18 protein-coding genes are annotated in these 18,451 nt (G+C 66.2%); 10 read left to right on the top strand and 8 right to left on the bottom strand.

Features of this window, described 5'->3' with window-relative positions:
* Positions 1-39 precede the first annotated feature (39 nt).
* The 4 genes from gyrB to WEA80_04210 all read right to left on the bottom strand — a co-directional run bounded on the left by gyrB (position 40) and on the right by WEA80_04210 (position 4,584).
* Positions 40-1,980 (bottom strand): DNA topoisomerase (ATP-hydrolyzing) subunit B, encoded by a 1,941-nt coding sequence (gene gyrB, locus WEA80_04225; GenBank protein MEX1185772.1) that lies wholly within the window; start codon positions 1,978-1,980, stop codon positions 40-42.
* Between the two features lie 177 nt (positions 1,981-2,157).
* Entirely contained in the window at positions 2,158-2,472 is a 315-nt protein-coding gene (locus tag WEA80_04220; GenBank protein MEX1185771.1) for a DUF721 domain-containing protein, read from the bottom strand.
* A gap of 205 nt (positions 2,473-2,677) precedes the next feature.
* A complete protein-coding gene (gene recF, locus WEA80_04215; GenBank protein MEX1185770.1) occupies positions 2,678-3,808 on the bottom strand; it encodes a DNA replication and repair protein RecF in 1,131 nt (376 codons plus the stop codon).
* Positions 3,805-4,584 (bottom strand): enoyl-CoA hydratase-related protein, encoded by a 780-nt coding sequence (locus tag WEA80_04210; GenBank protein MEX1185769.1) that lies wholly within the window; start codon positions 4,582-4,584, stop codon positions 3,805-3,807. Before WEA80_04210 ends, recF begins: the two co-directional genes overlap by 4 nt.
* Positions 4,585-4,619: 35 nt before the next feature.
* Between WEA80_04210 and WEA80_04205 the strand changes: the two genes are divergently transcribed.
* The 4 genes from WEA80_04205 to WEA80_04190 all read left to right on the top strand — a co-directional run bounded on the left by WEA80_04205 (position 4,620) and on the right by WEA80_04190 (position 7,872).
* A complete protein-coding gene (locus WEA80_04205; protein MEX1185768.1) occupies positions 4,620-5,639 on the top strand; it encodes a hypothetical protein in 1,020 nt (339 codons plus the stop codon).
* Positions 5,640-5,787: 148 nt separating this feature from the next.
* Positions 5,788-6,084 (top strand): DUF2279 domain-containing protein, encoded by a 297-nt coding sequence (locus WEA80_04200; GenBank protein ID MEX1185767.1) that lies wholly within the window; start codon positions 5,788-5,790, stop codon positions 6,082-6,084.
* A 34-nt stretch (positions 6,085-6,118) separates the two neighbouring features.
* A complete protein-coding gene (ccsA, locus tag WEA80_04195; protein ID MEX1185766.1) occupies positions 6,119-7,657 on the top strand; it encodes a cytochrome c biogenesis protein CcsA in 1,539 nt (512 codons plus the stop codon).
* The gene (locus WEA80_04190) at positions 7,654-7,872 is read left to right on the top strand and encodes a zinc ribbon domain-containing protein (protein ID MEX1185765.1); all 219 of its coding nucleotides are present in this window, start codon (positions 7,654-7,656) and stop codon (positions 7,870-7,872) included. Before ccsA ends, WEA80_04190 begins: the two co-directional genes overlap by 4 nt.
* Positions 7,873-8,013: 141 nt before the next feature.
* Here the strand turns inward: WEA80_04190 and WEA80_04185 are convergent, their stop codons facing one another.
* Genes WEA80_04185 through cutA form a run of 4 tightly spaced genes read right to left on the bottom strand, consistent with a single transcriptional unit; the run spans position 8,014 to position 11,650 of the window.
* The gene (locus WEA80_04185) at positions 8,014-9,690 is read right to left on the bottom strand and encodes a hypothetical protein (protein ID MEX1185764.1); all 1,677 of its coding nucleotides are present in this window, start codon (positions 9,688-9,690) and stop codon (positions 8,014-8,016) included.
* Positions 9,683-10,441, bottom strand: a complete 759-nt coding sequence (locus WEA80_04180; protein ID MEX1185763.1) for an ABC transporter ATP-binding protein — start codon at positions 10,439-10,441, stop codon at positions 9,683-9,685. The genes WEA80_04185 and WEA80_04180 overlap by 8 nt, the downstream gene beginning before the upstream one ends.
* A gap of 13 nt (positions 10,442-10,454) precedes the next feature.
* On the bottom strand, positions 10,455-11,318 hold the full coding sequence (locus WEA80_04175; GenBank protein MEX1185762.1) for a hypothetical protein: 864 nt from the start codon (positions 11,316-11,318) through the stop codon (positions 10,455-10,457).
* Positions 11,315-11,650: a divalent-cation tolerance protein CutA gene (cutA, locus tag WEA80_04170; protein ID MEX1185761.1), complete on the bottom strand. Its 336-nt coding sequence runs from the start codon at positions 11,648-11,650 to the stop codon at positions 11,315-11,317. The genes WEA80_04175 and cutA overlap by 4 nt, the downstream gene beginning before the upstream one ends.
* A 268-nt stretch (positions 11,651-11,918) precedes the next feature.
* Between cutA and uvrA the strand changes: the two genes are divergently transcribed.
* The 6 genes from uvrA to WEA80_04140 all read left to right on the top strand — a co-directional run bounded on the left by uvrA (position 11,919) and on the right by WEA80_04140 (position 18,403).
* Positions 11,919-14,747 carry an excinuclease ABC subunit UvrA gene (uvrA, locus tag WEA80_04165; protein ID MEX1185760.1) on the top strand — a complete coding sequence of 943 codons (2,829 nt, stop codon included), beginning with the start codon at positions 11,919-11,921 and terminating at the stop codon, positions 14,745-14,747.
* Between the two features lie 192 nt (positions 14,748-14,939).
* A complete protein-coding gene (locus WEA80_04160; protein MEX1185759.1) occupies positions 14,940-15,434 on the top strand; it encodes a DinB family protein in 495 nt (164 codons plus the stop codon).
* Between the two features lie 150 nt (positions 15,435-15,584).
* Positions 15,585-17,024: a multicopper oxidase family protein gene (locus WEA80_04155; GenBank protein ID MEX1185758.1), complete on the top strand. Its 1,440-nt coding sequence runs from the start codon at positions 15,585-15,587 to the stop codon at positions 17,022-17,024.
* A gap of 60 nt (positions 17,025-17,084) precedes the next feature.
* Positions 17,085-17,690: a hypothetical protein gene (locus WEA80_04150; protein MEX1185757.1), complete on the top strand. Its 606-nt coding sequence runs from the start codon at positions 17,085-17,087 to the stop codon at positions 17,688-17,690.
* A gap of 43 nt (positions 17,691-17,733) precedes the next feature.
* Positions 17,734-18,195, top strand: coding sequence for an isoprenylcysteine carboxylmethyltransferase family protein (locus WEA80_04145; GenBank protein MEX1185756.1), 462 nt, complete (start codon positions 17,734-17,736; stop codon positions 18,193-18,195).
* A gap of 58 nt (positions 18,196-18,253) precedes the next feature.
* Positions 18,254-18,403: a helicase HerA-like domain-containing protein gene (locus tag WEA80_04140; GenBank protein MEX1185755.1), complete on the top strand. Its 150-nt coding sequence runs from the start codon at positions 18,254-18,256 to the stop codon at positions 18,401-18,403.
* The last annotated feature ends 48 nt before the right edge of the window (positions 18,404-18,451 follow it).

Below are 18,451 nucleotides of genomic sequence, written 5' to 3'. Positions count from 1 at the left end.
GCTAATAGCTAATGGCTAATAGCCAACAGCCGCTGTTCGTTAGATGTCCAGATTCGATACGAACTTTGCGTTCTGCTCGATGAACAGCCGCCGCGGCTCGACCTCGTCGCCCATCAGCGTCTGGAAGAGCATGTCCGCCTGCACGGCGTCCTCGATCTCCACCTTGAGAATCGTGCGCGTGTCGGGATCCATCGTCGTCTTCCAGAGCTGGCTCGGGTTCATCTCTCCCAGACCCTTGTACCGCTGGATTCCCACCGACGCGCGGCCCTCGCCGTTGCCTAGGCGGTTGGTGAGCTCGGTGCGCTCCTCTTCGTTGTACGCGTAGTACTCCTCGCGACCCTTCGCCACGCGGTACAGCGGCGGCTGCGCGATGTAGATGAAGCCCGCCTCGATGAGCTGCGGCATCTGCCGGTAGAAGAACGTCAGCAACAGCGTGCGGATGTGCGCGCCGTCCACGTCGGCGTCCGTCATCAGGATGATCTTGTGGTAGCGCGCGTTCTCGAGCGTGAAGTCCTCCTTGATCCCCGCGCCGATCGCGGTGATGATCGTCCGGATCTCCTCGTTGGAGAACACCTTGTCGATGCGCGCCTTCTCCACGTTCAGGATCTTGCCGCGGAGCGGCAGAATCGCCTGGAAGGAGCGGTCGCGACCCTGCTTGGCGGAGCCGCCGGCGCTGTCGCCCTCCACCAGATAGATCTCGCACAGCCGCGGGTCCGATAGCGAGCAGTCGGCCAGCTTGCCTGGCAGGTTGCCGACGTCGAGCGCCGACTTCTTGCGCGTCAGGTCGCGCGCCTTTCTCGCCGCTTCGCGCGCGCGCGCGGACGCGACCGCCTTCTCGATGACGATGTTGGCGACGCGCGGATGCTCTTCGAGATACGAGGAAAGCTGCTCGTTGACGACGGTCTTGACCGCGCCCTCCGCCTCGGAGTTGCCGAGCTTGGTCTTGGTCTGACCCTCGAACTGCGGCTCGCGAATCTTGATCGACAGCACGGCCGTGAGCCCCTCGCGCACGTCGTCGCCCGTGAGCGTGAAGTCGGCTTTCTTGAGCGCGTTGCCCTTGGCCGCGTACGCGTTGATCGTGCGCGTGAGCGCCGACTTGAAGCCGGTGAGATGCGTCCCACCCTCGTGCGTGTTCACGTTGTTCACGAACGAGAACACGTTGTCGTTGTAGCCGTCGTTGTACTGGAAGGCGATCTCGATCCCGATGTCGTCGCGCTCGGCCTCGATGTACACGATCTCCTGGTGCAGCGGCTTCCGGTTGATGTTCAGGTACCGCACCATCTCCCTGAGCCCGCCCTCGGCGTGGAAGACTTCTTCCTTCTCCTGGCCCTCGCGCTCGTCCCTCAGCGTGATCGTGACGCCTTTGTTCAGGAACGACAGCTCGCGCAGCCGCGTGGCGAGCATGGCGTACTCGTAGTTGAGCTCGGTGAAGATCTCCGGGTCCGGCTTGAACCAGACCTTGGTGCCGGTCTCCTTACCGATCTTTCCGCGCACCTCGAGCTTGGTTTTCGTGTGGCCACGCACGAAGTCCATGTAGTGCTCCTTCCCACCGCGCTTGACCCACACCTTGAGCTGCTCGGACAGCGCATTGACGACGGACACGCCGACGCCGTGCAGACCGCCCGACACCTTGTAGCTCGACTTGTCAAACTTTCCGCCGGCGTGCAGCACCGTCATCGCCAGCTCGACGCCGGGGATCTTCTCGATGGGATGCAGGTCGACCGGAATTCCGCGGCCGTCGTCCTCGACCGTGATCGAGTTGTCGGGGTGAATCCACACGCCGATCTCGTGCGCGTAGCCCGCGAGCGCTTCGTCGATCGAGTTGTCGACGACCTCGTACACGAGATGGTGAAGACCACGGCCCGACGTCGAGCCGATGTACATGCCGGGGCGCTTACGAACGGCCTCCAGTCCCTTGAGTACCTGGATCTGGCCTGCGTCGTAACTGGCCGTCGGCTCCGCGGTCAGAGTCTTCGCCATGATTTCAGTTGGTGGGGAACGGGGAAAAAACGGTGGGGACGCGGACGGAATCGGGTGCGAAAATTGGCACCGAAACTATACCGAAAGCGCGTGGTTTATCACTGCTTGAAATATACGGCCGAGGCGGTGACTCGCGCAAATATTTCGTGACGCCCTAAATCTTTGTGGTAAAAGCGCTTATCGCTTGAGTCGAAAACGTATTTTTTTGACCGTCTTGCGGTCCTTTCGCGAGTTGAGCGAGCGCAGGATTTCGGGCTCCAGCAGCGACAGCTCCGACATCCACGCATTGGTCTTCACGGCGACCAGCAAAGTGCCGTCGGCAGTGACGTACAGCGGCTCGGTTACGGCCGCGATCTGCTTGCCGACGAGCTTGGGCCAGGCGGTCACGGCGCCGGCGTCGTCCACGCGGCGTTCGAGGCCGGATTTCTTGAGGTAAGTCGAGACCGAGTCGGAGATGGGGGCGGGTCGGGATTTCTTTCGCTGCTCGGCCATGGAGTCAATCTCGTGGGTCTGGTTGCTTAAGGACAGTTCTTGACAAGGGGGCCTGAGGCGTATCGGGAGGGCGGCTCCGAGCGGGCGACCGGCGGGATGCAAGCTATGAGTAGGAGTTTGTGAGTCGGAGTTTGGAGTCCCGTCTCAAAACACTCACTCAGAAACTCGAGCTCATAGCTTGCATCCCCCGTCAGCATTCTCGGTGCTAACGCGTGATCGACCCCGCCCGAATACTCCAACGCTGAACGCGCGACAGCTCCGCCGGAATCTCCTCCGCTTTCGGCACGCACAGGAATGTCTGCCCGAATCCGCTGCTCGCGAGCAGCGCGAGGATGGCGGCGGACCGGCGGGAGTCCAGCTCGGCGAACGGATCGTCGAGCAACAAGACTGGCTTCGCGCCGCGGCTCTCGCGCAGCGTCGCGGCCTCGAGCATCCGGAGCGCGATCGCGCCCGTGCGCTGCTGCCCCGCCGACGCGAACTCGCGCATCTCCCGCCCGCCCAGCTCGAGCACCAGCTCGTCCCGGTGCGGCCCGGCGTGCGTGATTCCGCGGCGAAGATCGATGGCCCGGTGCTCCGCGAGCGATGCCGCCAGCGCGGCGCGCGTGTCGCCCGTGCCCGCGAGCCGGGCGCGGTACCGCAGCGTCGTGCCGTCGGTCTCGCCGATAGCGGCGCACAGCTCGCCGAACTCGCCGGCGCGCAGCCCGCTCCATTCCGCGCGCGCATCCACCAGCACCGCGCCGTGCTCCGCCATCGCCGGCTCCCACACCTCGATCTCGGCTTCGCTGCCGCCGCCGCGCATGGCCGCGCGCAGCGCGGAGTTTCTCTGCTGCAGCGCCAGGCGATAGCTGTGCAGCGCGTGCAGGTACCTGCGCGACGTCGCGGCGAGCATGATGTCGAGGTACCGCCGACGCTCGCTCGGCCCGCCGGAGACGAGCTGCGCGTCGCGGGGAGAGAACAGCACCGTTGGCACGTGGCCGAACGCGTCGCTCAGCCGCGGCGGCTTCTTCCCGTCGATCGTGGCTTTCTTGCGGCGCGACGCGCGTTCGAACCCGATCGACAGCGAGGTGGACGCGCTGCCAACCTCGACCGACGCTCCCAGGTGAAAGCCGTCCTCGCCGAAGCCCACGACGTCGACGTCGAGCGCGCCCCTGAAAGAGCGCAGCAGCTGGAGGTAGTACAGCGCCTCGAGGAAGTTCGTCTTCCCGTGGCCGTTCTCGCCGATCAGCACGGCGCCGGATCGCGGGATATCGATTTTCGCGCGGGCCAGGTTCCGGAAGCCGATCAGTGAGATGGAGGAGACGGCTACCGCGGGATCGTCCGCGCCCTCCTGACTCACTTCCCCTTGAACGACGGCGCGCGCTTCTCCAGGAAAGCCGCGGTGCCTTCCCGCGTGTCTTCGCTGGCGGCCAGCAGGCCGAAGTGGTTGGCCTCGAGCAGCAGCCCCTCGTCGAGCGACATCTCCATGCCGCGGTCGGCCGCCTCGATGCACAGCGCGACCGCGAGCGGGCCGTTAGCGAGAATCTGCCTGATCAGCTCGCGGGCGGTGTTCATCAGCTCGGCGGCGTGGACGACGCGATTCACCAGCCCGATCCTGAACGCCTCGTTCGCGTCGATCGTCTCGCCTGTGAGCAGAAGCTGGAGCGCGCGCCCTTTGCCCACGAGTCTTGGAAGCCGCTGCGTTCCGCCGTAACCGGGACAGAGTCCGAGCTTGACCTCGGGCTGGCCGAACTTCGCCTGGTCGGACGCGATGCGGATGTGGCACGCCATCGCCAGCTCGCAGCCGCCGCCGAGGGCGAAGCCGTTGACGGCCGCGACGACGGGCTTGGAGCACGTCTCGATCCGGCGGAATACGTCCTGTCCGCCGCGAGCGCGCGCCTTGGCCACGACGGGCGTCTGGCCGGCCAGCTCGCGAATGTCAGCGCCCGCGACGAACGCGCGTCCCCCGCCGGTGATGATCGCGCCGCCGATGTCGTCCCGGATGCGGATGTCGTCGATGGCGTGGCTGAGCTCGCCGAGGGTAGCGCTGTTCAGCGCGTTGAGCTTGTCCGGGCGGTTGATCGTGACGGTCGCGATTCTCTCCGCGACCTCGAAGGTCAGGTATTGGTAGGTCATACGGGTGAAGATGGCTGGAATTAGCTTGTGCGTCTATGGCGAGCAAATGGATTCTGCGGAAGGGAACCAAGGAGCGGGGATTCCGGTACGTCACCCCCGCGGGAAAGGGTCCCGTCTCCGCGGAGCTGCGCGAGCGGATCCGCTCGCTCGGCATCCCGCCGGCATGGAAGGACGTGCACGTCGCGTGGGATTCGCGGGCCGCGATCCAGGCGTGGGGGCTCGACGCGCGCGGGCGCAAGCAGTACCGCTATCACCCGCGCGCCGTCGCCAAGGGCGAGCTCCGGAAGTATTACCGCGTCCGGCAGATGGCGCGCGACCTGCCGGCGATCAGGCGCAAGGTCGCGGCCGACTCGCGCCGGCGCGGCTTCACGCGCGAGAAGGTCGCCGCGATCGTCGTGCGGCTGATCGCGCACGGGTTCTTTCGCGTCGGCAGCGAGCGGTATGTGCGCGAGAACAACACGTTCGGGATGACCACGATGCGGAAGTCGCACGTGAGCGTGTACGGCGACAACGTCGTCTTCGACTACGTGGGGAAGCGCAACATCCGGCACCGGCAGATCGTCGTGGACGCGGACCTCGCCAGGCTCATCCGCTCGCTGCTCGGCACGCCGGGCGCGCGGCTGTTCAGGTACAAGACGAAGGAAGGCTGGCGCGACCTCGATTCGGCCGAGGTCAACGATTATTTCCGGTCGCTGACGAATTTTCCCTACACGGTCAAGGATTTGCGGACGTGGGGCGGGACACTGCGCGCCGCCACGGTGCTTGCCGAGCTCGGACCCGGGAAGAGCAGGACCGAGGCTAAGCGGAACGTTTCGACCGCGCTGCGGCTGGTCGCGTCCGAGCTGGGCAACACGCCGGCCATCTGCCGGAAGGCGTACGTTCACCCGGCGCTGATAACGCAGTACATGCGGCGGGGGGCCACGATCGACGCGAGCTACGCGCGATCGCGCCGCGCCGATCCGCTGTCGCACGCGCCGGAGGAGAAGGGGTTGATAGATTTTCTAGACCGCTTTTTCCCTGAGCGGCGACGGAGACAGCGGCTGGCAGGTGACTAGTGGCTAGTGACTAGTGACTAGTCAACTACTAACATCCCTTCGTCCCTCATGTTCCGCGGCTAGCAGTTACTAGTCACTAGTCACTAGCCACTAGTCACCACCAAGGCAGTAAATGTCAAAAACATTGAGCCTATCCCGCGGTGCCCGTGTGGCTCTACTGGCGCTGACGTTCCCGCTCGCTGCCGACAAGTGGTTCGGCGCCGACAAGATGAAGCACTTCTTCATGTCGGCATTCATTCAGAGCATGGCGTACAGCTCCGCGCGTGCGGCCGGCGCGTCGCACGATGGGGCGTTCGTGTCGGCCACCGCGGCGACGGTGGGGCTCGGCATCGGTCGCGAGATCTATGACGGGCGCGTGAAAAAAGCGTTCAGCTACAAGGACCTGGTGTGGGACGGCGCGGGGCTCGCCGCGGGAATCGCGCTGGTAAACAAAGCGCAGAGGTGAGCGGGAGCCCGCGGCGGCGCGGGAGAACGCGGGCTTGATCCTCGTCGGCGAGCTCTCGCTCTGGGTGGCGCTGCTGCTGGCCGCGTGGGCGGCCATCGTCTCGTTCGCCGGCGGGATCCAGGCCAGATCGGACCTGATCGCCAGCGGCGAGCGCGGTATTCACACTGCGCTCGCGATGCTGCTGCTCGCCTCGCTCGGTCTATGGTCGGCGCTCGCCGCGCACGACCTCTCGCTGGCGCATGTCGCCTCGTTCACCGCGGCGAATCTGCCGCTAGTGTACACACTGGCCGCTTTCTGGGCCGGCCCTGCCGGCGCGCTGCTGCTGTTTGCGCTGCTGCTCTCCGCTTGCTCCGCGGCCGTGGTGTTCGGCAACCGCGGGCGCAATCGCGCGCTGCTGCCGTATGTCACCGGCACGCTCGCGATCGTCCTGACCTTCGTGGTCGCGACCCTCTGCCTCGGCGTCAATCCGTACGAGCGGCTCGATTGGAGTCCGCTCGACGGCCGCGGAATGAGTCCACTGCTGCAGTCAGCGGGGATGATTCTTCATCCGGCGACTTTGTACGCGGGACTCGCCGGCACCGCGGTGCCGTTCGCGCTCGGCATCGCCGCTCTGCTCACGCGCCGCCTCGACGGCGAATGCCTTTGCGTGGTACGACGCTGGGTGATCGTTACCTGGATCTTTCTCACGATCGGGATTGTGACCGGGATGTGGTGGGCGTACGGTCAGCCGGATTGGGGCGGCGAGTGGACGCGCGATGCCGTTGGCAATGCGGCCGTGTACCCGTGGCTCGTCGATACGGTGCTGCTGTATTTGCTCGGCGCGCGCGCGGAGCGCGCGGCGTGGCGCAAATGGAACGTTACGCTGCTGTTGCTGGCGTTCCCGCTCGCGCTGTTCAGCGCGTTCCTCGCGCGCGGCGGGATCATCTCTACGGCCCACTCCTTCGCGCGGTCGCCGGTGGGCGGATGGCTCGCCGGACTCCTGGTGCTCGCGGTCGCGGCCGCCACCTATCTCTTGTTGATGCGCCTGCCAGCATTGAATGGCGGCGGCGAAGCGGGAGCAGCTTTTCCGCCCGCGCCGCGCCGGCTCGGCGTCGCGCTCGTGTACGCGGGGATCGTCGTTATGCTTGTCGCTCTCTCGGTGCAGGCGTGGAGGAAGGATCACTCGCTCACGTTGCCTCCCGGCGCGTCGGGCGAGCTGCGCGATCCGCTCGGCCGGACGTGGCGGCTCACGAGTCAGGGCGTGTCGCAGTACAACGAGCTCAACAGATCCGTCCTGGCCGCGGCGATCGAGGTTGCTGAATCGGCCAGGAGCGCTGAGGTCGTCACGAGTGAGCGGCGGCAATACGCGGACAGCCGCGGCAACCCCACCTTCGCGCCTTCGACGACCGCGGGCATACTCCGCACGCTCGAGCAGGACACGTACGTGACGCTCGTCGATGTCGGAGAAGACGAGAGCGTGCGGCTGCGCGTCGGGTTTCACCCGGTGGTGGTCTGGGTGTGGATGGCCGGAACGATCATGGTGATCGGAGGGATGCTGCTGCTCGTGGAGACGGCGACGCGGAGGGGCGAATGATCGCGATGGCGGTCGGTACGGCGCTCGCGCTGCTCGCGCTCGGGTACGTGCTGTACCCGCTGCTGGCGGGGAGCAGGCCCCGCGAGGGAAATGGGGCGGGGGCAATCTGTCCGAAATGCGGAGCGCGTCTTCACCGGGATGCGGGCTTCTGCTCCGACTGCGGATCGCCACTGGACCAGCAGCAGGGGAAAACAGGGTTGGGATACAGGCCGTAGGTTCTGGTTTTGGTTAACCGACTGGTCACCGGTTGATGGTTGGCGGTGACAGCGGTTCCAAACCGTGGACCTGCGAACCGTTCACCCGTTGTTAACCAGAACCAAAACCGATGACTTCCCACCCAACCCTGTTGTTCTCTGTCACGCTTCCCCGAGCTCGAGCCGGCGGACCGCCACCCTCAGCGGAATCAGCGTGGCCGCCACGCACAGCAGCGCCACCAGTCCGAACCCCACGATCATCTCCGTCGGATCCCCGTCACCGCGGTAGGTGACCTGCCGCACGTACGAGTACACCGGCCGCGCTTCCAGCACCACCACCGCGCCGATCAGCGCGATCGACGTCATCATGTAGAACAGCCCGCCGAACGACGTCGGGATCTGCGCGGCGTTCTCCGTCTCGTACTGCGGGAACATCGTCCCGAACCCCATCGCCAGCCCGCTCAGGGCGAAGGTCAACAGCGTGATCGTCGCGATCGAGACGAACATCATGAACTCCGTCACCTGCAGCAGCACGTTGGTGATGAACACGATCGCCAGGGCAACGATGAGCAGCGGCAGCGTTCCCACCCAGAACTTGGACCAGAGCACGTCCTTCACCGGCAGCGGGCTCGACCGGAGCAGCCAGAGCGTGCGGCCCTCCAGGCTGACCGACGGAAACACGAATCTCGCAGCCACCGCCGACAGCACGAAGCCCGCGATCGCGAGATTGAGGAACGGGACTATGTTCGCGAGCAGGAACGTCACTCCCTCCGTGCGGAGCGGCAGGAACTTGATGTTGAAGATGTACACCGCGACCAGCACCGCGAGCAGGATCAGCTGCGACCACTGCGTCGTGTCGCGGAAGAAGATCCGCATCTCCTTGAGCACCATCTCTCGTCTGCGGATCGAGAGCGGCGAGAGCATCCTGCGCGTGAAGCTCTTCGCCGGATCGGGCTTCTTGAAGCGCGTGGAGCTCTCCTGCGACTTGCTGAAACCCTGCGCGTACAGCCGCTGGTGCAGCGCGGCGCCCAGCACGATCAGCCCCGCGGTCGTCGACCACAGCAGGAAAAACGGCAGGTAATCGGGCTCGTACGTGAGCCAGCTCATCATCCCCGCCTGCGCCCACTCGCTCGGCAAAACCGGCGATGCCGGGGTCCGCAGCAGGGCGATGAAGTCGACCAGCGAGCGGAACGACTCGGGTCGGGCGAGCTGCTCGGGACGGATGAGCCGCACGAGCAGCGCGATCGCGGCCGCGGACAGCACGGTCACCAGTCCCAGTATGTCGCGCGTCCTGCGCGCCGGAAAAATGTTGACGAGTAGCAGCGTGATCGCGCTGCCGAGCACGGCGGGAATGAGCAGCAGCGGAACGAAGATCCCGAGGGCGACCAGCGGAAACCACCACCCGCCTTCGTAGATCAGCCCGTATGCCGTGAACACCGGCAGCGCCATCAGCACCACCATCCAGCTCGAGTTCACCGCCGTCTCCAGCAGCTTTGCCCCGTACAGCTTGAGCCAATCCACCGGGGCCGAGACGAGCAGGTCGAGATCGCGCGCGAGGAAGAAGCTCGACAGCGAGGTGACGATGTTCGACAGCAGCAGCAGCGCGAAGAAGCTGAGCAGCAGCAGCCCCAGCAGCTTGCCCGCGAGCAGCGCCCCTATCTCGGGGATGCCGCGGAAGTAGCCGAGTACTCGGTACAGGACACCGAACACGAACAGCCAGAAGAACGCGCCCGCGATGCCGAAGAACAGCCAGCGCGACACGCGTCCGCGGGCCGACGAAGTGGAGCGCGCGCGGGCGGTCCACCACTTCGGCAGCAGCAGGTGGAGCAGCTCACGCATCGAGCACCTGCATCAGGTGCCGTTGCGCTTCCTGCCCGGTGAGCTTGAGGAAGATCGCCTCGAGCCGCTCGGTGCCGTCTTCGGACTGCGTGCGCAGCTCGGCCATCGTCCCTTCGGCGCGGATCTTCCCGCCCTGGATGATCGCGATCCGGTCGCACAGCGTCTCCGCCACCTCCAGCGTGTGGGTGGACATCATGATCGTGTGGCCGCGAGTCACGTACTCACGGAACAGGTCCTTGAGGATGCGGGCCGCTTTCGGATCGAGCCCGATCATCGGCTCGTCCACGACGATTACGTCGGGGCGGTGGACGAACGCGCTGGAGATGATGAGCTTCTGCCGCATGCCGTGGCTGTAGCTCTCGACGAGCTCGTCCCGCCATTCCTCCAGATCGAACAACGCGAGCAGCTCGCGCGCACGGTGCTCCACGTCAGGACCCTGCTGGTCGTACAGTCCCGCGACGAAGCGCAGGAATTCGGCGCCCGTGAGCTTCTCGTAGATGAACGGCCGGTCGGGGATGTAGCCGAGCTTCGCCTTCGCGCGCAGCGGATCGTTAACGACGTCCACGTTGCCGATGAGGATCGTTCCGGCGGTGGGGCGCAGGATGCCGGCGATCATTCGCAGAGTGGTCGTCTTGCCCGCGCCGTTGGGTCCGAGGAAGCCGAAGATCTCGCCCCGGGTGACGGAGAGATCGATCGAGTCGACGGCGGTGAATCTGCCGTAGCGCTTGGTCAGGGAGCGGAGTTGTATCATCGGGAGCTGCTGGCTATGGACGCCCGGCGCGCTCTGATGTAACCGCGCGCGCGCGCAGCGCCGCGCGCGCCGCGCGCCAGTTCTCGAACGCTATCTCGTACGCCGTCCGGCGCAGCGCGAGCCCCCGCTCGTCTTCGGCCTCGACGATCCGGCCGGCGACGTCGATCCAGAACGTGGGCGGCAGCCCTTCGCCGGTCACGCGCCAGGCGCGGACGGTGTCGCGTAGCGCCGGAACCCAGGTTCGGGCGATGGTATCGAAGCGGGCGCTGTCCACGACCACGAACAGCGATTCCGCCGCGATGCGCACCGCAGTCTCGCGCGCGATGCGCGTGCGCGGGTCGAGGATGCGCACGGTCCTGCTCGCGCCGGGGCGCGGGTCCTCGACGAGCATGAGGGGCAGGGCTGCCCACTGCGGCATGAACACGGGATCCCGCGCCGCGATGTCCTGCGTGCCGAGCACGGTCCCGCGACGATCACCGGTGACTTGCAGGGATTCGTCGGACACGCGCCGGATCACGACGGTGATGGAGTCGCCGACCGGCTGCAGCAGAATGCGGATCTCCTGGAACGAGAGCGCGCGGGTGAAGGTCGAGCGGGCGCGAAGTCTCAGGTCGACCGTGCTGTCCGCGACGGGCAGAGCGCCCTCGACGTAGTCGGTCGCGATGATGCGGGTCGGGAGAGTGTCGATCTCCGACGACGCCACGCCCACTATCGCGCCCTCGTGCTCGATGGTGTAGTACAGGCTGCGCGGCTGGATGCGGAGCGCGGCGATCGCGAGCACTTCGACGGGGTCGCGGTTGATGCTGCGCGAGACCAGCAGCCCGACGGCGACCGCCCAGACGCCCAGCACCGCGAGAGCGATCCCGCGCCGGCTCACACTATCGCCAGACTGGTCTCGTCGGCGATCCAGGAGATGTACTTCTCCAGCCCGGCGTCCACCGCGAGCACGAGCAGCTCGGGGACCTTGTACGGGTGCAGCTCGCCGAACGCCTTCTCCAGCGCGGAGATCGTCCCGGACCGCGTCTTGAGCAGGATCACGACCTCGCGCTCGTCGGCGATCTTGCCCTCCCAGCGGTACAGCGACCGGGCGCCGGGGAGGAGAGTGCCGCAGGCGATCACTCGCTGGTCGAGCAGAGCTTTGACGAGTTTGAGACCTTCTTCCTCGTTTGCAACCGTCGTGAGAACCACTACGGCATCGGTGTGGGCCATGCTGGAGAGATCTCGGCGTGGAAGACGGCCTAATCTAGTTGACGAGTCGCGATCGCCCCAGGGAAAAAACCGGAGAGCGTTGTGCGTTAACCGTTGACGCGTTCTGCGTCAGGACGTGAAAGGCGGCGGGAACCACGAAGGCCTCTTATCCCACCGCCGTCTACGTCCTAACGGGCCAACAGTCAAACGGGTAACGCACAACGCTCCCCGCAGTTCTTACCAGCCCATCAGTTGAATCGCCCGGAGTAAACGGCGACCTTACAGGGCTATGGCAGAAGAATCGTTGGTCGTCCGTGGTGCGCGGGAGCACAACCTCCGCAACATCGACGTCACCATCCCCCGCGACAAGCTGACCGTCATCACCGGCCTGTCCGGCTCCGGCAAGTCCTCGCTGGCGTTCGACACCATTTACGCCGAGGGCCAGCGGCGGTACGTCGAATCGCTGTCGGCGTACGCCCGCCAGTTCCTCGGGCTGATGGAGAAGCCGGACGTCGATTCCATCGAAGGCCTCTCGCCGGCTATCTCGATCGAGCAGAAGACCGCGGGCCACAACCCGCGCTCCACCGTCGGCACCGTCACCGAGATCTACGATTACCTGCGGCTGCTATACGCGCGCGCCGGCACGCCGCACTGCCCCAGCTGCGGGAACGAAGTCGGCCGGCAGAACGCCAGCCAGATCGCGGACACGATCCTCACCTGGCCGGAAGGAACGCGCGTCGAGATTCTCGCGCCGCTCGTGCGGCAGCGGAAGGGCGAGTTCAAGGAGCTGTTCGAGGCGGCGCGGAAGCAGGGCTTCGTGCGCGCGTACGTGGACGGCAAGCCGGCCGAGCTGGCGGACCCGCCGAAGCTGAGCAAGAAGCTCAACCACACGATCGCCGTGATCGTGGACCGGCTGGTCGTGCGCGCCGCCGATCGCGGGCGCCTGACGGATTCGTTGGAGACCGCGCTCAAGACCGCGGAAGGGATCGTCGAGGTCGTGCTGGTGGACGAGACCGCGGCCAAGCGATCGCGCATGTTCTCGGAGCGGTACGGCTGCCCCGACTGCGGCATCTCGCTGCCGGAGCTGGAGCCGCGGCACTTCTCGTTCAACTCCCCGTTCGGCGCGTGCACCGCGTGCGGCGGGCTCGGCACCCGCCGCGAGGTCAGCGAAGAGCTGATACTCGGCGATCCGAGCATCAGCATTCTCGAGGGCGTGATCCTCCCGTGGGGCGAGCCCGACAGCTATCTGCGGCGGGTGATCCTGCCGCCGCTCGCAAAGGCGCTCGGCTTCGACCTCAACATGCCGTGGGGCAAGCTCTCCGCGGACGTGAAGCGCGTGCTGCTGTACGGCTCGGGCGCATCGCGCACGGGCAGGCCCGCGCCGGAGAAGTGGGAAGGGATCGTCGCCAACATCCAGCGCCGGTACGACGACACGGAGTCCGATTCCGTTCGCCTGGAGCTGGAGGAGTACATGATGGTGCGGCCGTGCACCGTGTGCGGCGGACGCCGGCTCAAGCCGGAATCGCTCGCGGTCACGGTCGCGGGAAAGAACGTCGGCGAAGTCGTGGAGATGTCCGTGACCGACGCGCTCGCGTTCTTCACGGGCGTTCCGGTGCGGGGCAACGGGAAGCGCGGGCTCGACGCCGACATCGCGGGTCCGATACTAAAGGAAGTGCGCGACCGGCTGCGCTTTCTCGAGGACGTCGGGCTCGACTATCTGACTTTGGGCCGCGCCGCGGAGAGCCTCTCGGGCGGGGAAGCGCAGCGGATCAGGCTCGCGACGCAGATCGGCTCGCGGCTCGTGGGCGTGCTGTACATCCTGGACGAGCCGTCCATCGGGCTGCACCAGCGCGACAACGGCCGCCTGCTCGCGACGCTCAAGCATCTGCGCGACCTCGGCAACACGGTGATCGTCGTCGAGCACGACGAAGAGACGATGCGCGCGGCGGACCACGTCATCGACCTCGGTCCCGGCGCGGGCAAGCACGGTGGCGAGGTGATCGCGCACGGAACGCTGGCCGATCTCATGGAGAATCCGGCGTCGCTGACGGGCAAGTATTTGCGGGGCGAGGAGTCGGTGCCGATCCCCGCGGAGCGTCGGCCGATGGATCCGGACAAGGTGCTCCGCATCGAGGGAGCGAAGGAGCACAACCTGCGGAACCTCGACGTCGAGATTCCGCTGGGATTGTTCGTCGCGGTGACGGGAGTGTCGGGCTCGGGGAAGAGCACGCTGATCGAGGACATCCTGCACAGCGCGCTCGCGCGGCACTTTTACAGAGCGCGCGTGATCCCCGGCGCGCACACGGCGATCCGCGGGCTGCAGCATCTCGACAAGGTCATCGACATCGACCAGAGCCCGATCGGGCGCACGCCGCGCTCGAATCCCGCGACGTACACGGGACTGTTCACGCCGATTCGCGAGCTGTTCGCCGAGCTGCCCGAGGCGAAGATCCGCGGGTACGGGCCGGGCCGCTTCTCCTTCAACGTGAAGGGCGGGCGGTGCGAGGCGTGCCAGGGCGACGGGCTGGTGAAGATCGAGATGCACTTCCTGCCGGACGTGTACGTGCCGTGCGACGTGTGCAAGGGGAAGCGCTACAATAGAGAGACGCTCGAGGTGCGCTTCCGCGGCGCGAGCATCTCCGACGTGCTCGAGCTGACGGTCGAGGACGCGCTGGCGATGTTCGAGAATCAGCCGCGCATCCGGCAGAAGCTGCAGACGCTGACCGACGTCGGGCTCGGCTACATCCACCTGGGGCAGAGCGCGACGACGCTGTCGGGCGGGGAGGCGCAGCGCGTGAAGCTCGCGACCGAGCTGTCGAAGCGCGACACCGGCAGGACGTTCTACATTCTCGACGAGCCGACCACGGGCCTGCACTTCGAGGACGTGCGGATGCTGCTGCACGTGCTGCACCGGCTGGTGGATCGCGGGAACACGGTGCTGGTGATCGAGCACAACCTCGACGTGATCAAGACCGCGGATTGGATCATCGATCTCGGGCCGGAGGGCGGGTTGCGGGGCGGGAGCGTAGTTGCTGCGGGAACGCCGGAGGCGGTGGCGCGGGTTGCCGGTTCATACACCGGCCAATATCTCAGGCCAATACTGCCGTCGGTACGATAGCGTAGAACTTCGCTGGGCCGGCGGCATATTAGTCGGCATGAGGTCATGGAAGGCATCCATTCGTCCGGCCCTGGTCAACGCTCGCCCCCTGATGCATGGTGGTTTGCCCGCCACTCGCTTCACGGCGGGGGAGCAAAGATTTGCCAAATTCGGTCAGCCGCACTAGCCCGTTCGTGAAGCGGAGTGGCCCAAATGTCTGATTCAATTGCCAACCTGCTGCTGGAGAACCTTCAGCCACGTCCCGGCCGCGGCAGCTGGCACGGCGGACCGAGGGCCGCCGGCGCTCTCCGCGGAGTAACGGCGGAGCAGGCCGCGTGGACGCCGGCGCCGGGACGGAAGAGCATCTGGCAGCTCGCACTCCACATCGGTTATTGGAAGTACGCGGTGCGGCGGCGGATCGAAGGTGGTCCTGATTCCCGCTTCCCGCGCGCGCCGGCAAACTGGCCCCGGCTGCCAAAATCCGCCGACGAGCGGGCGTGGCGGCAGGACGTGGCGCTGCTCAAGCAGGAGCACGAGCGGCTCGTAGAAGTGATCGCCGCGGTCCCGCCGAGCCGGTACGGCGTCGAAGTCCCCGAGGGCAAGCGCTGGACGATGGGCGAGATGATCCTCGGCATCGCGCAGCACGACGCGTATCACACGGGCCAGATCCAGCTGCTCAAGAGATTGTGGACGGCTAAAAGGCGGTAGCCCGCAGTAGCGTCGCTGAACAACTGGTGCGTCGTCACGAAGCGTGTAGATTTGCGCGCCTGATCCGGCTGCGCCGATCGTTGCGCGGAGGGGCCCCTCCGCGTCTCCTGTCTTTCGGCGCTGAGACATTCGGCCCTTCACGGTGCGAGCATGATTCATAGGACGGTTACAGCTGTTCTGCTGGCATGCGCGACGGCTCCCGGCCCGCTCCCGGCCCAGGAGCACGTTCATCCGAAGCAGAGTGCCCCGGTCTCCGCTGCACTTGGCGCGGCTGTCGGGCCGGCTGTCTTCGAGAATGAGTCGTCCGTTCCCAACGTCGTAGCAGTAACGCTGACCGCGACACGCGTGCGGCTCTCGCTTCTGCCCGGCACCACGACCGAAGCGTACGCCTACAACGGCCGGGTTCCCGGTCCGACCCTCGAAGTCCACGAAGGTGACCGGGTCATAGTGCGGTTCAGGAACGACCTTCCCGAGGCGACAACCGTCCATTGGCACGGACTGCATTTGCCGTTCGAGGCGGACGGCAGCCCGTTTCATCCCGTCGCGCCGGGCGAGGAGTATGAGTACGCCTTCACCGTGCGACCCGGGAGCGCGGGCACGTACTGGTACCACCCTCATCCCAACCACGAGACGGGAATTCAGGTCGCCCGCGGTCTGTACGGCGCGGTCATCGTGCGCGCCCTTGACGACCCGCTGCCCGCCGCTCTCACCGAGAAGGTGCTGATTCTCTCGGACAACAGGTTCCTTCCGGACGGCTCGCTCGATATTCCGGATCTCCATTCGCCGCAATGGCGCACCGACTTCGAGAATGGACGCGAGGGGGAAGTGCTCCTCGTCAACGGCGAGGTCATGCCTACGCTGTCGATCCGCAGCGGGGAAGTGCAGCGGTGGCGCGTGATCAACGCGTCAGCCGGGCGGTATTACCGGCTGGCACTGCCCGGACACACGCTGTTGCACGTAGGCAACGACGGGGGTCTGTTCGAGCGGCCGGTCGAGGTGAGCGAGATCCTGCTGGCGAGCGCCGAGCGCGTCGAACTGCTGGTGCGCGGAACGGGGCGGCCGGGGAGCCAGACGGTACTGCAGGCCTTGCCCTACGACCGGTACATACCGCAGACCCGGCCCGGCGATTGGGACCGGACGCGCGACCTGCTGACGCTGCGCTACGGAACGGAAGCGCCGGTCGCTCCGGTGGCGCTGCCGGAAACTCTGCGGCCGATCCCGCTGCTCGATTCCGCGAGCGCGACCGCGACGCGCGTCATGGTGCTGACGCAGGGAATGATCAACGGCATGCTCATGGACATGAATCGCGTGGACGTGAGCGCCTCGCTCGGCGCAACCGAGATCTGGCAGGTCGAGAATCTCGTGGGGCTCGACCACCCGTTTCACCTGCACGGCTTTCAGTTCCAGGTGCTCGATCGCGACGGCGTGCCGGAGCCGTATCGCAGCTGGAAGGACGTAGTCAACGTGCCCAAGCACCAGACCGTGCGCTTCATCGTGCGATACGAGCGCTATCCGGGCAAATGGATGTTCCACTGCCACATCCTGGATCACGAGGATCACGGGATGATGGGCATTCTCGAAATCAAATAACGGGGAGAGATGATGCCGCATTGGTCACGAGCTTTGGCGCGCCGTACCCGACTCGCTCCGATGGCGTTGTTGATCGTGGCGTGCTCCGCGCCCGCGGTCTCTACCCGGTCCGGCGACCTCGCCGCAACCGAGCTGCCAGCGGACGCGCTCGTGCGCGAGGGACGGATGCTGGTGATCCACCACGGGTGCGGTGACTGCCATGGCGGGTATGACAATCCGGCGGCCACCGGATGGCTTGCCGGCGTGATGCGCCCCGAGCAGATCTTTCAGGTCGGTCCCTTCAAGACCTACGCGCGCAACATCACTCCGGACAACACGACCGGCATCGGACGATTCGGCGAGCGCCAGATCTTCAACGCCCTGCGGTACGGGCTGAGGCCGGGTGAGACGCCGGATGTCGAGATCACTTCGAGCATCCCGGGCCAGGGGAATTTCCCGGCGAATCCGAAGTATCTCGCGCCACCGATGCCGTGGCTGGCGTTCCGCCACATGTCCGATCATGAGTTGCGCGCGATTGCCGCCTACATCAAGCGCGGCGTGAGGCCGGTTACCAACCGGGTGCAGGACAGCGAGGGTCCGCCCGACTTTTGGGCGGGTACGTACGCCCAGATCATCGGCACGCGTCCGCCGGCACCGTTTCCCACGGCGAACGAGAGGATGCCGTAGGCCAGCCGGAACGCGTGGGTATGCGCGCGGTCGAGCAGGTCAAATGCGTGGTCTAGAGCTTCGTGTCCCGCCACTGGTCGTCGCGCTCGTGGCTGCCCTGCTGATGTGGGCGGCCGCGCGCGCTGCGCCGGATCTTAGCGTGGACGTGCCTGCGCGCGCGGGCCTTGCACTCGCGCTGGCCGTCGTCGGAGCATTCGTCGCCGTCGCGGGCGTGCTCGAGTTCCGGCGGGCGCGAACGACGGTCAATCCGCTGAACCCGGACGCGACTTCGGCGCTGGTCGTGACGGGCGTGTACCGCATCAGCAGAAATCCTATGTACCTCGGCCTCGCGATCGTCCTGCTCGCCGGGGCGGCCTATCTTTCGCACGCGCTCGCGCCGCTGGGCGTGGCTGCGTTCGCCGCCTACATCCACAGGTTCCAAATCCTCCCCGAGGAGCGGGCGCTGCGCGCGCTCTTTCCCGGAGATTTCAAGGAATACGCGGGCCAGGTACGCCGCTGGCTGTGACGCTCGGCATCGCGCTCGGCGCGCTGGCAAATGCACGACCGGGCGATAACATACGGTCGTGACTCAAATATTGATCGGCAAGGGCGAGCAGCCCGTGCACCTCCTCGCGAAGTACGGCAACCGTCACGGGCTCATCGCGGGCGCGACCGGAACCGGCAAGACCGTCTCGCTCATGGTGCTCGCCGAGGGGCGACCAGTACGGCCCTGACGGGATGCCGATGATAGCCCTGCGATGGCGGTTTCCCGGTGCTCCCGG

It is taken from the genome of Gemmatimonadaceae bacterium (assembly GCA_040882285.1).
Taxonomy (GTDB): domain Bacteria; phylum Gemmatimonadota; class Gemmatimonadetes; order Gemmatimonadales; family Gemmatimonadaceae; genus JACDCY01.
The sequence above is the reverse complement of the archived record's forward strand: the minus strand, read 5'-3'. Positions and strand labels throughout refer to the sequence as shown.